The sequence below is a fragment of the Alcaligenes sp. YSL9 genome, assembly GCF_030515105.1.
GTDB lineage: Bacteria > Pseudomonadota > Gammaproteobacteria > Burkholderiales > Burkholderiaceae_B > Alcaligenes > Alcaligenes phenolicus.
The window spans coordinates 338,974-351,046 of sequence record NZ_JALXJU010000004.1; the positions used below are offsets into that span (position 1 = coordinate 338,974).

The 12,073-nt window shown below is 49.5% G+C and carries 9 protein-coding genes and 4 tRNA genes; 11 read left to right on the top strand and 2 right to left on the bottom strand.

Annotated features, from left to right (window positions below):
• The first annotated feature begins 760 nt into the window (after positions 1-760).
• The gene (locus M2Q46_RS18060) at positions 761-1,819 is read left to right on the top strand and encodes a metallophosphoesterase (protein WP_302357817.1); all 1,059 of its coding nucleotides are present in this window, start codon (positions 761-763) and stop codon (positions 1,817-1,819) included.
• A 601-nt stretch (positions 1,820-2,420) separates the two neighbouring features.
• On the opposite strand, the gene M2Q46_RS18065 is transcribed toward M2Q46_RS18060, so the two are convergent.
• Together M2Q46_RS18065 and M2Q46_RS18070 are read right to left on the bottom strand one after the other, a co-directional pair.
• Complete coding sequence (locus tag M2Q46_RS18065; protein WP_203145276.1) at positions 2,421-2,840, bottom strand: hypothetical protein; 420 nt, start codon at positions 2,838-2,840, stop codon at positions 2,421-2,423.
• Positions 2,841-2,987: 147 nt separating this feature from the next.
• A complete protein-coding gene (locus M2Q46_RS18070; protein WP_203145277.1) occupies positions 2,988-4,160 on the bottom strand; it encodes a methionine aminotransferase in 1,173 nt (390 codons plus the stop codon).
• Between the two features lie 888 nt (positions 4,161-5,048).
• Here M2Q46_RS18070 and mnmG point away from each other — a divergent pair.
• The 10 genes from mnmG (at position 5,049) to secE (ending at position 12,065) form a co-directional block, all read left to right on the top strand.
• A complete protein-coding gene (mnmG, locus tag M2Q46_RS18075; protein ID WP_302357820.1) occupies positions 5,049-6,965 on the top strand; it encodes a tRNA uridine-5-carboxymethylaminomethyl(34) synthesis enzyme MnmG in 1,917 nt (638 codons plus the stop codon).
• On the top strand, positions 6,962-7,633 hold the full coding sequence (rsmG, locus tag M2Q46_RS18080) for a 16S rRNA (guanine(527)-N(7))-methyltransferase RsmG (RefSeq protein ID WP_302357822.1): 672 nt from the start codon (positions 6,962-6,964) through the stop codon (positions 7,631-7,633). Before mnmG ends, rsmG begins: the two co-directional genes overlap by 4 nt.
• Before the next feature lie 2 nt (positions 7,634-7,635).
• Positions 7,636-8,451 (top strand): ParA family protein, encoded by an 816-nt coding sequence (locus tag M2Q46_RS18085; RefSeq protein WP_021447168.1) that lies wholly within the window; start codon positions 7,636-7,638, stop codon positions 8,449-8,451.
• Positions 8,452-8,480: 29 nt separating this feature from the next.
• The gene (locus M2Q46_RS18090) at positions 8,481-9,419 is read left to right on the top strand and encodes a ParB/RepB/Spo0J family partition protein (protein WP_009462421.1); all 939 of its coding nucleotides are present in this window, start codon (positions 8,481-8,483) and stop codon (positions 9,417-9,419) included.
• A 486-nt stretch (positions 9,420-9,905) separates the two neighbouring features.
• Positions 9,906-9,992 (top strand) — tRNA-Tyr (locus M2Q46_RS18095).
• A 56-nt stretch (positions 9,993-10,048) separates the two neighbouring features.
• Positions 10,049-10,122, top strand: a tRNA-Gly gene (locus tag M2Q46_RS18100).
• 37 nt (positions 10,123-10,159) lie between these two features.
• Positions 10,160-10,234: transfer RNA gene (locus tag M2Q46_RS18105), tRNA-Thr, on the top strand.
• Positions 10,235-10,277: 43 nt separating this feature from the next.
• On the top strand, positions 10,278-11,468 hold the full coding sequence (tuf, locus tag M2Q46_RS18110) for an elongation factor Tu (RefSeq protein WP_009462422.1): 1,191 nt from the start codon (positions 10,278-10,280) through the stop codon (positions 11,466-11,468).
• A gap of 95 nt (positions 11,469-11,563) precedes the next feature.
• Positions 11,564-11,639: transfer RNA gene (locus tag M2Q46_RS18115), tRNA-Trp, on the top strand.
• Positions 11,640-11,684: 45 nt separating this feature from the next.
• Positions 11,685-12,065, top strand: coding sequence for a preprotein translocase subunit SecE (gene secE / locus M2Q46_RS18120; protein ID WP_009464327.1), 381 nt, complete (start codon positions 11,685-11,687; stop codon positions 12,063-12,065).
• The last annotated feature ends 8 nt before the right edge of the window (positions 12,066-12,073 follow it).

Here is a 12,073-nt window from a genome sequence, read left to right on the forward strand (position 1 = left end):
GATTAATTTCTATTTTTCTTAAAAAAACATAAAAATCAGGAAATACTCTTATTTACAAAAAACAAACAAGAAAAATAATTCAGAAAAAAATAAAAATAATAATTTTATTATTAGAAATTTATAAATTGAATAAAAATAAAGATTGGGAGCAAAGACAAACCCCGCTCAGTGAATCACAAAAACAAGGGTTTGTTAGATAAAGAAAACAAATTACGGTCGTGATAAGTCGACTTATCCACAGGTCTGGATAAAAAAGAAATCCACAATCTTATTAACAAAACGAATTAAACCAAGAATGGAAATATAGAATTGATTGAAATAGGCGCTTAATAAGAAAGTGAATAATTTGTGGATATTATAAAGGCTTAATCCGTATCCCAAAACCGGGTTCATGAGAACACCTGCATCCGCCCGCCCTGGTCTCCCAAACAGGCGAAGTTCGGCCAGAAAATCGGTCAAGAACGGGGCAAAAAAGCTATATTTAAGGCAGCTACTGGCTCTGGCCCCCTGTGGATAAGCTCCAAGAAGGCCTGCTGTGGACCTGCTGTGGATGAAAGGGGGATAAGTTGCCTGTCTGGCCAGGCCTCAAATTTTGTCCAGTTTCGGTCCACCGACTCCATCGGGGTGGTGCACAGGCGAAAGTGGTCAATAAAGTACTGAAATTAAAGGTTAATTTCTATCTATGCCACTTATCCACAGACACCCATTATCCATTACCAGTTATATATATAGTTATTATTAAATAAAGATCTCTTCACCCATGCCCAACTTTCTTGTACAGCCTTTACCTGCTGGTTCTTTAGACATCATCGGTGATGTACACGGAGAGCTTCAGGCCTTGCAACAACTGATCCAAAATTTGGGTTACCAGGAAGATGGCTCTCATCCAGAGCAACGTAGCCTGATATTCGTGGGAGATTATTGTGACCGAGGTCCAAATAGCCCTGCTGTAATTGAATACCTTAAGTCCTTGATAAATAATAATAAAGCAAAAGGGATATTAGGTAATCATGAAATCAATCTACTGATAGATGATGCGAAAGATGGATCAGGTTGGTATTTTGATCAGCGATATCAATCAGATTTAAAGAATTACTCGCCATTTATACGTGCAAAACCTCAAAATAGAGACAAAATCCGAGAGTTTTTAAGCTCACTACCTATTGCATTGGAAAGAAATGACCTGAGAATTGTGCATGCAGCCTGGAATAATCCTGCTATTGATGCAATTAGATCGGTTAAAAACGAAGATTTTCTTGATTTTTTCTTTGAATGTGAGCGTAAAGCTGATACTTATGCAGAAAAAAAAGGAATTCTGAATAAATATCTAGCTGCAAAACAAGAATGGAAAGAAAAAATTGAAGACCCAAAGGCCCTGATACCTTTGTTGCAGGCCTACATTGACTACGATTTGGTCAAAAATGACTTCAACCCCATCCGTTTGCTGACTTCCGGCACTGAAGGACCCGCAGATCGTCCGTTTTTTGCTGGCAACCGTTGGCGTTTTTCCGACCGAACTCCTTGGTGGAACAGCTACCAGGACGATATTCCTGTCGTTTTTGGTCATTATTGGCGTCAGCTTTTTCCTCAACCAGCAACGAAAATGTCTAAATATTCCTTATTATTCAAGGATATAGATCCATTTTCCTGGCATGGAGCAAAGAAAAACACATTTTGCGTGGATTTTTCCGTAGGAGCTCGTTGGCGCGATCGCCGCAAAGACCAGGCACCTGAAGGCTCCGCTTTTCACCTGGCCGCTTTGCGTTGGCCAGAGAAAATCATCATGACAGACACCGGATTTATCCAAGCAACCCGGTAAATTCACTTTATATTCCGCTGTTACAATTTTCTTTGCTGTGGATAAGCTCTAGGAAGGGCATTGTGAACAGGGTGTGGATACATAAGGCATAAGTAGGTACTTCTTTGTGAAGTCTAAAAGTTGTACCTAAACCATCCACCGGTAAGCGTTAGATCTATCCCCGGAAAAAAAAGCGCTAAGCTCTTGTTTTAACGCTGCTAAAGACACTTGTTCGACTTATCAACAGGGCTCCATCCAATAATTCCAATAAAAGATTTAAGTGCTTGTTATATAAGATAAGTTCAACTCTCTGCAGGCCAGCTCCATGCCCTTTGCAAGCTAAAAGTTCTCGACTAAGATGCAGTCCATGAACAAAAATCACGATCTCGCTCAAAGCTGGCTTATGCGGCTTTTGCATACAGAAATCTGAGCGTCAAAGGCTGAAAATTTATTTTCAGAACCGTACAAGATCGACTTTGTCGTCTGTTCCCGGAGTTTTCTTTCGACATGAGAAAAACTCAAACAAAGGAATCGGTTGGCAAAAGAGGGGTGTTCTACCTGGACGACATGTTTGGCCGAGACTTTGCTATGGCTGCAGGGATTGCTGCGCCTGGAGCTTGTACTAGGTCAATCCTGTTTGAATTTTTGACTTATCCACATTTTGTGGGTAAAGCGTTAGTTTGTGCTTGCTCGTATCTTGAGGTGCTCGAAGGGGCTTGGTGACCTGTGTATTTTCACAGTTGCAAAGTCTGTTCAAAGCTTGTGATATTGAAATAAGTCCTTGTTTTATATCTATATTTTTTGTGGTTTTAACTTTGAGGCCTGTTTTTTGGCAAGCCACATGAACTGAAACAGGAAGGCCTGCGAGCTGGCTGATTTTTACTTTTCTCAAAGGAAAAGAAGCGATAACTGGGCAAAAAATCAGGTTTACCCCCAAAGTTATCAACAGGACAGCGCTGGAAGGCTGAATTGCCTGTTTCACGTTTGGTGTTCTATGGGGCACAAGATGCGGGTTTTGTGGTTTGCGGTAGATGGTTTGCACTTCGGACAATGCTTGCTGTTTTACGTCGCCGTTGCAGGGCTTGTGTGACAGATTTAGGCAAGATTACGACGACTGCACTTGTCCACAAAAATCAGGACACAAAAAAACCGCCTGACGGCGGTTTGATGAAGGTAGGGAAAAAAGCCTTTAGACCTTTTTCAGGCGTTCAATAGCCTGGTCCAGGGTGTTGAGCTGCTTGGCAAAGCAAAAACGCAGCAAACGATGGTTAGCCTGCTCAGAATTGGGATTCAGGTAGAAGGCAGACACGGGGATCGCGCCTACGCCATAGTTCTGGTTCAGATGCTTGGCAAAATCCAGCTCGGACAGCTCCGAAATGTGTTCGTAGCTGGCTAGCAAGAAGAAAGTCCCTTCACTGGGCATAGGAGTGAAACGGGTGTTCTGCAGACCTTGATGCAAATGATCACGTTTTTCCTGGTAGAACGCGGGCAGACTCTCCCAGGTGGCTGGATCCTGCATATAGGTGGCTAAACCAGCCTGTAAGGGGCTAGGAACGGTAAAGACGGTGTATTGGTGGACCTTGCGAATTTCCGTGCTGAGACTGGCAGGAGCACAGCAGTAGCCTACTTTCCAACCTGTGGCGTGGAAGGTTTTGCCAAAGGAAGAAACGATTACTGCTCGTTCTGCCAGGAGAGGGCGGGTAGCAAGACTTAGATGCTCTTTCTGATCGAAGGTCAGGTGTTCATAGACCTCATCGGACAAGATGATCAAGGAAGGATGCTTTTCTACAATCTGCTCCAACGCGTCCAGATCCTGGGGCTGCAAGATGGTGCAGGTTGGGTTGTGTGGGAAATTGATCACCAGCATACGGGTCTTGCTGGTGATGGCTTGTTCCACACGGTCCCAGTCGACGCGGTAGTAGGGTACAGCCTCGCCAGGCGCTGTCATGGGGACAGCAACAGGGGTACCTCCGGCCAGCTCGATGGCGGGGATATACAGGTCATAGAAGGGCTCGATTACGACGACCTCATCGCCTGTGTGCACAAAAGCCTGGAAACTGGCCATTAAGGCCTCAGTAGCGCCACTGGTGACGGTGATTTCCGTATCCACGTTGTAAAGGCGGCCATACCGAGCCTGCGTCTTGCTGGCAATGGCGGCTCGCAGGGCAGGGTAACCAGCCATGGCAGGGTATTGGTTGATGCCATCCAGCATGGCCTGGTGCACAGCCTCAATCAGGGCTGGATCCGGATTGAAGTCTGGAAAGCCCTGGCCCAGGTTAATGGCCTTATGCTCCAGAGCCAGTTGGCTCATGGTGGTAAAGATGGTGGTGCCCACAGAAGGGAGCTTGGATGTGATCTGCATGGGTCTACTGATATGAATAATAAAAATGCACCCGCGCTTCAGATTTGAGTAAAAAGTTGGGTGGCGAAGTATCAGACAAATTCTTGTCGAAAATACCATAGATTCTGCGCGTATCTGTTGATCGTGGAACTGAGCACTCAGGATCGGTTTCTTACATTGATATAGCTATTGCCTATATAGGTTCCGAGCCTGGCTTCTCCTGCTGTTTTCCTTCCTCAGCTCTCGCGCTGCAGGTTCGTGTTGTAGCCGCGGGAATTTTCTGGCTAGACCTGTGTCTTAACTTCGGCCTCTCGATTAAGTCCCAGGTTTTAAGCTAGGCGTTAAAGGTGCTGCTGTTGTTTCTTCAAAGTATCTGTCGTCTCAAGTAAATCCTGTTCTATCTGGGTAGCTGTCTTTTTGCGCATAGGACACTTTTTTCTTGTAGCCAAGGTAGTCGGATTACATAATCGACGCCTTATATTTTCCGCAGGCCAGCCGAAATATCCTTATCGCCACACTGTAGAACGGTGGATGTGGTCCTCAGGCAGTATTTCTTTTTATTGCTCTGTTATCCACAATTTTGCTGCCTGCTTGGGCTGCTTTTATCCACCTGTTGTGAGGTACTGGCTTAGATAGCCCCTTTTAGGGGATTTAAGAGTGATAAGCGCGCCTTTTATGGCTTCGCTCCGTGGGGAGTTCTGGCTGAAGAAAATCTTTGCAAGTGCTGCCTGTGCTTCCCAAGGTGGGCTGGGGATAAAAAAGCGTCCCTTTCTCCACAAAGTTATCCACAGTGGTATTTACGCAAAAAACTGTGTTCCACGTGGAACAGATATTGGTTCCATGTGTTTCACGTGGAACATACTCCGCTGGTAATCGTATAATTGATTTTTATTTTTTAGCTGTTCTGACATGATTTATCCCGAAGAGTTTGACGTTATTGTCATAGGCGGCGGACATGCTGGTACCGAAGCGGCTTTAGCGGCAGCTCGAACCGGCGTGTCTACCTTATTGTTAACCCATAATATGGATACCTTGGGGCAGATGTCCTGCAACCCTTCTATTGGGGGGATTGGGAAGGGGCATTTGGTCAAGGAAGTGGATGCGCTGGGCGGGGCAATGGCGTTGGCTACCGACCACGCCGGTATTCAATTCCGTACTCTGAATAGCTCCAAAGGTCCGGCCGTGCGCGCCACTCGTGCTCAGGCGGACCGGTCTTTGTACCGCAAGGCTATTCGCGAGGTTCTACAAAACCAACCCAACCTGATGGTGTTCCAGCAATCAGTCGAAGACTTGATTGTGGAAGGTGATCGGGTTGTGGGTGCAGTGACCAAGATTGGCTTGGAATTCAAAGCCAAATCTGTGGTTCTGACAGCAGGAACTTTTTTGAATGGTCTGGTCCATGTAGGCCTGAATAATTATTCTGCGGGCCGGGCAGGGGATCCGCCGTCCATCAGCTTGGCGCATCGTTTGCGGGAACTGCAGTTACCGCAAGGGCGGTTGAAGACAGGGACCCCTCCGCGCATTGATGCCAACACCATCGATTTCTCCCGCCTGGAAGTCCAACCTGGCGACAGCGATCCGATTCCGGTGTTCTCTTATATGGGCGATGTTTCCATGCATCCTCAGCAGATGCCGTGCTGGATTACGCACACCAACGAGCGTACCCACGACATCATCCGTTCCGGGCTGGATCGCTCGCCTATGTATAGCGACCAAGGCACTATCGAGGGCATTGGTCCGCGTTACTGCCCGTCTATCGAAGACAAGATTCATCGCTTTGCGGACAAGAGCAGCCATCAAGTGTTTTTGGAACCTGAAGGCTTGAGCACGACCGAGATCTACCCCAATGGTGTCTCGACCAGCTTGCCTTTCGATATCCAGTTGGCTATGGTGCGCAGCCTGCCTGGTTTGGAAAATGCCCGCATCATGCGTCCAGGTTACGCGATTGAATACGATTATTTTGACCCTCGATCCCTGTACCCCACGCTGGAGACCAAACAGATTCGTGGCTTGTTCTTTGCCGGTCAGATCAATGGCACGACAGGTTACGAAGAAGCCGCCGCTCAGGGCTTGTTGGCCGGGGTGAACGCAGCGCGTTTGGCACAAGAGAGAGAACAGTGGTATCCACGTCGCAACGAAGCCTATCTGGGTGTGTTGGTAGACGATTTGATTACCCGTGGGGTGACTGAGCCTTACCGTATGTTCACGTCTCGTGCCGAATACCGTTTGAGTCTGCGGGAAGATAATGCCGACCAACGATTGACTGAAATTGGCCGAGAGTTGGGCCTGGTGGATGATGCCCGTTGGGATCATTTCAATCGCAAACGCGATGCGGTTGCACGTGAAATTGAACGCTTGAAGGGTACTTGGGTGAACCCCCGCAATTTGCCTGCCGAACAAGCAAATGCACTGTTAGGTAAAAGTATCGAACGGGAGTACTCCTTCTTCGATTTGCTCAAGCGTCCCGAAGTGGACTACGCCAAGTTGATGGCTGTGCTGAATGACCAAGGCATGCCTGTAGCAGGCCCAGGTCTGGCAGATCCGGTGCATGTGGAGCAGGTGGAAATTCAGGTGAAGTATGCGGGCTATGTGGCGCGTCAGCAGGATGAGGTGACTCGTCAGGCAGCACTGGAAGAGCAAGCCATTCCAGAGGACCTGGATTACGACGACATCAAGGGATTGTCGATTGAGGTGCGCCAACGCTTGAAGGCTGCCAAGCCTTTAACCATTGGCCAGGCCGGGCGTGTTCAAGGTGTGACACCTGCGGCGGTTTCTTTATTGTTGGTACACCTGAAGCGCAAGCAAAAGAACAAACAAACGGCATGAGCGATATTTTTTCAAAACGCCTGAATCAGGCCCTGCTGGATTTGGGTCTGGATCAGGACCCTGTACTGGTACGCAAGCTACTGGATTACATAAATCAGTTGCAGCGTTGGAACCGTACCTATAATCTGACCGCCCTGCGTGACCCAGATCAAATGCTGGTGCAACACATTTTTGATAGCCTGTCGATTGTCCGTCCGTTTCAGAACTATCTGGCCGGCAACAATACACAGACACAAGAATCGGTAAAGATTGTAGATGTAGGTTCAGGGGCAGGTTTGCCGGGAGTTGTTTTGGCAGCATCATGTTCCACGTGGAACATTACCTGTATCGATGCTGTCGAGAAAAAAATGGCATTTGTCCGACAAATGGTTGGTGCTTTGGCTTTGCCCAATTTGTCGGCGATGCATGTGCGTGTAGAGCAGCTGAAACCCATGCAGGCTGATATTGTGGTTTCCCGAGCTTTTTCTTCGCTGCTTGATTTCGTAAATTTGGCAGGCAGGCATGTTCGTCCAGGTGGACGCATTGCGGCTATGAAGGGTAAAGAACCTGATCAAGAAATAGCGGCATTGCAATCTGAAAGTAACTGGCGGGTCGAACGAATAGAATCATTAACCGTACCGGAGCTAGAGGCACAGCGTTGTCTAGTGTGGTTGGTGCAGCAAGGATAATCATGAGTAAAAAAGACGATAAATCTCCCCGTGCCTATGTGTTTTGTATTGCGAACCAAAAGGGCGGGGTAGGCAAGACGACCACAGCAATTAATTTGGCAGCTGCTCTTGCTGTGCTGAAGAAAAAGGTTTTATTGATTGACCTGGATCCTCAGGGCAATGCCACCATGGGTAGTGGTATTGATAAAAACAGCCTGTCTGGTAATTTGTACCAAGTGCTGATTGGCGACGAAAGCATTGCTAACGTAAAGATACATTCAGAAACAGGTGGTTATGACGTCTTGCCTTCCAATAGGGAGCTGTCGGGCGCAGAAATCGACCTGATCCAGATGCAAGAGCGTGAGCAACAACTTAAACAGGCTCTGGCTCAGGTGTTGGACGATTACGATTTTGTGCTGATCGACTGCCCACCCACCTTGTCCTTACTGACGTTAAATGGTTTGGCCAGTGCTCACGGGGTCATCATCCCCATGCAGTGCGAGTACTTTGCGCTGGAAGGGCTGTCGGATCTGGTCAATACGGTTAAACGGGTCTATCGCAATATCAACCCGGATTTGGAGTTGATTGGTTTGCTGCGGGTGATGTTTGATGGCCGCGTAACTTTGCAGCAGCAAGTCTCCAATCAGATCGAGACACACTTTGGCGATAAGGTGTTCAAGACGGTGGTGCCACGTAACGTACGTTTGGCTGAAGCGCCAAGCCACGGTATGCCAGGTATTGTGTATGACAAGAACTCCCGGGGTGCCAAGGCCTATATGGACTTTGGTAAAGAGCTGATCAAGCGCTTGAAGAAAGAATCCCGCAGCGACAAGGCATAAGGCACACAAGAATCAATAGGAATGTAAGCATGGCTACACGAAAACCAAAAGGTCTAGGTCGAGGCTTGGATGCCTTGCTCGGCGCAGACGCAGGCGCTATCGCAACCATCGGGAAAAAGGGCGAAGCGACGGTGAGCGATGGCCCACCTTCCAACCTGCCCGTCAAACTGCTCAAGGCTGGGGTGTATCAGCCGCGTACTCGCATGGACGAGGGCGCCTTGAACGAGCTGGCCGAATCCATTCGCGCACAAGGCGTGATGCAGCCTATTCTGGTGCGTCCTCTGTCGGGTAAGGACAAGGGCAAATACGAAATCATCGCCGGTGAACGTCGTTTCCGTGCGTCGCAAATTGCTGGTCTGGAAGAAGTGCCCGTTCTGGTGCGCGAGGTAGGCGACGAGAACGCCGCCATCATGGCACTGATCGAGAACATCCAGCGTGAAGATCTGAATCCGCTGGAAGAGGCGCAAGGTGTGAAGCGTTTACTGGACGAGTTCGGTCTGACTCATGAGCAGGCCGCTCAGGCGATTGGCCGTTCGCGTTCGACCACCAGCAACCTGCTGCGTCTGATCAACCTGGCAGAGCCTGTGCAGATCATGCTGCTGGCCGGCGACATCGATATGGGTCACGCTCGTGCCTTGCTGGCTGTGGACGCTGCCCGTCAGATCATGTTGGCCAACGAGGTGATTGCCCGCCGTCTGTCGGTGCGTGAAACCGAGAAGCTGGTCGCCCGTGCTTTGCACGAGGATGACGAGCCTGCCAGCAAGCAGGCCCAGAGCAAGGCGAACCGCAATGGCGACGTACAGCGCTTTGAAAAGGTGCTGTCTGACCACCTGGGTACCAAGGTGACCTTGAAGGTCGGTGCCAAGGACAAGGGCCAGTTGCAGATCGCTTTCCATGGCTGGGAGCATTTGAATGCCTTGCTGGAAAAGCAGGGGCTGTCGTCCTTGCTGGAGCAAACGGACGATTAAGTCAGGCCCGCGCCACGCTGAAAGCGATGCAGTTGATGTAGAAAAGCCGACCTCAGGTCGGCTTTTTCCTTGCCATGCCCTGTGTTTTGCTACTGAGCAGTATTTGGCTGCATGGTTTTCAGATTGCTTGCTTGTGTCCCGGCCAGTGGAAAACAGCAAGAGGAACTCCAAGCAAGTCAGGGAACAGAGCAGGGAAGACGTCCGAGAGCCGGATTAAAAGCGAAAAAACCAGATTCGTATCTTTTGCTTACAAAAACAAGCGCTGAAAACAGAAAAAAATCTATGTGTTTACCCGTATTTCACCGTGATTCCCCGGTTTTGAAAGCATTCAAAAGCGGCATGTCTGACGCCTGAAAACAGTGACAAAACCAGTAAGAAAAGCGCCCAAAATCAGGTTTTTTTTAAAAATTCATCGAATTATTCAGTTTTCTTCCCAAAAGGCTTGACGACCTCTTAAAACATGTCCATAATTCGATTTTCGCTTCGGGTGGGATGTCCGAGTGGTTAAAGGAGGCAGACTGTAAATCTGTTGGCCCTGCGCCTACGTTGGTTCGAATCCAACTCCCACCACCAGCACTTTTCTAGAGTCAGCCAGCAAGGCGACTTTAGGAGAGGGTGAAGAAAAGTCTGCGGGTGTAGCTCAATGGTAGAGCAGAAGCCTTCCAAGCTTAAGACGAGGGTTCGATCCCCTTCACCCGCTCCAGGTAAAAATCTTTGGCCACTCTGGGCTGAAGTTGAATGCCCATGTGGCTCAGTGGTAGAGCACTCCCTTGGTAAGGGAGAGGTCACGCGTTCGATCCGCGTCATGGGCACCACATCTCTCTTCTCTATATCGTTCTATCCCTTCAGGAGTCTGCCATGGCTAAAGGCAAGTTTGAACGGACTAAACCGCACGTCAACGTCGGTACTATCGGTCACGTTGACCACGGTAAAACCACTCTGACCGCTGCAATCTGCACGGTTCTGTCCAAGGCATACGGCGGCGAAGCGCGCGATTACTCGCAGATCGACAACGCCCCTGAAGAAAAAGCACGTGGTATCACCATCAGCACGTCGCACGTTGAGTACGAAACGCCTAACCGTCACTACGCTCACGTTGACTGCCCCGGCCACGCTGACTACGTCAAGAACATGATTACCGGTGCTGCCCAGATGGACGGCGCTATTTTGGTTTGCTCGGCCGCTGACGGCCCAATGCCCCAGACTCGCGAGCACATCCTGCTGAGCCGTCAGGTTGGCGTTCCTTACATCATCGTGTTCCTGAACAAGGCTGACATGGTTGATGACGAAGAGCTGATCGAACTGGTTGAAATGGAAGTTCGCGAACTGTTGTCCAAGTACGACTTCCCTGGCGATGACACCCCGATCATCAAGGGTTCGGCCAAACTGGCTCTGGAAGGCGACGAAGGCCCACTGGGCAGCCAAGCCGTTCTGGCTCTGGCGGAAGCGCTGGACAGCTACATTCCTACGCCTGAGCGTGCCGTTGACGGTACCTTCCTGATGCCTGTTGAAGACGTGTTCTCGATCTCCGGCCGTGGTACGGTTGTGACCGGTCGTATTGAGCGCGGTATCATCAAAGTCGGCGAAGAAATCGAAATCGTGGGTATCAAAGACACGGTCAAGACCATTTGTACCGGCGTTGAAATGTTCCGCAAACTGCTGGACCAAGGCGAAGCTGGCGATAACGTCGGTCTGCTGCTGCGTGGTACCAAGCGTGAAGACGTGGAACGTGGTCAAGTTCTGGCCAAGCCCGGTTCGATCAAGCCACACACGGACTTCGACGCCGAGGTGTACATTCTGTCCAAAGAAGAAGGTGGTCGTCACACTCCTTTCTTCAAGGGCTACCGTCCTCAGTTCTACTTCCGTACAACTGACGTGACCGGCACCATCGAGCTGCCAGAAGACAAGGAAATGGTTCTGCCAGGCGACAACATTTCGATGAAAGTGTCCCTGATCGCTCCTATCGCCATGGAAGAAGGTCTGCGCTTCGCTATTCGCGAAGGCGGCCGTACCGTTGGCGCTGGCGTGGTTGCAAAAATCATCAAGTAAAAAAAGAGTAGTAATTTTGGGCGAAAGAGGTTAATATCCTCTTTTGCCTAAAAGCCAAACGTAGCAAAGTAGCGCGCTACGGTTTGTCAAGGTATAGGGGTATAGCTCAATTGGCAGAGCGTCGGTCTCCAAAACCGAAGGTTGAGGGTTCGATTCCTTCTGCCCCTGCCACCACAGTCACTCGCCACCACCTCGCGTGGCGTCACTCGTCGGAATATGTCGAATACCAACGTAGAAACCGTTAACCGAGGTTCCGAGCGCATCAAGCTGGGCCTAGCGGTCCTAGTCGTCGCCGCCGGTATTGTTGGCTATTCCGTTCTGGATGGCCAAAATTCACTGGTTCGCGCTGGGGTATTTGTTGCCAGCTTAATCGTCGCCGTATTGATCATCTGGTTTAGCGATACAGGCCGCCGCCTGGTCGCTTTTTCTCGTGATGCCTACACGGAAGTGCGTCGCGTTCACTGGCCATCCCGTAAAGAAGCAACGCAAATGACGGGTATCGTCTTTGTGTTTGTTGCCGTTATGGCCATCTTGTTGTGGCTGATTGACAAAGGGCTCGGCTGGATCATTTATGGCCTGTTGCTGGGCTGGAAATAAAGGGCACA

Coding starts and splice junctions, on each gene's coding strand:
- secE (WP_009464327.1), top strand. CDS start 11,685: ATGTCGAATACCAACGTAGAAACCGTTAACCGAGGTTCCGAGCGCATC.
- mnmG (WP_302357820.1), top strand. CDS start 5,049: ATGATTTATCCCGAAGAGTTTGACGTTATTGTCATAGGCGGCGGACAT.
- tuf (WP_009462422.1), top strand. CDS start 10,278: ATGGCTAAAGGCAAGTTTGAACGGACTAAACCGCACGTCAACGTCGGT.
- M2Q46_RS18070 (WP_203145277.1), bottom strand. CDS start 4,160: ATGCAGATCACATCCAAGCTCCCTTCTGTGGGCACCACCATCTTTACC.
- M2Q46_RS18060 (WP_302357817.1), top strand. CDS start 761: ATGCCCAACTTTCTTGTACAGCCTTTACCTGCTGGTTCTTTAGACATC.
- rsmG (WP_302357822.1), top strand. CDS start 6,962: ATGAGCGATATTTTTTCAAAACGCCTGAATCAGGCCCTGCTGGATTTG.
- M2Q46_RS18085 (WP_021447168.1), top strand. CDS start 7,636: ATGAGTAAAAAAGACGATAAATCTCCCCGTGCCTATGTGTTTTGTATT.
- M2Q46_RS18090 (WP_009462421.1), top strand. CDS start 8,481: ATGGCTACACGAAAACCAAAAGGTCTAGGTCGAGGCTTGGATGCCTTG.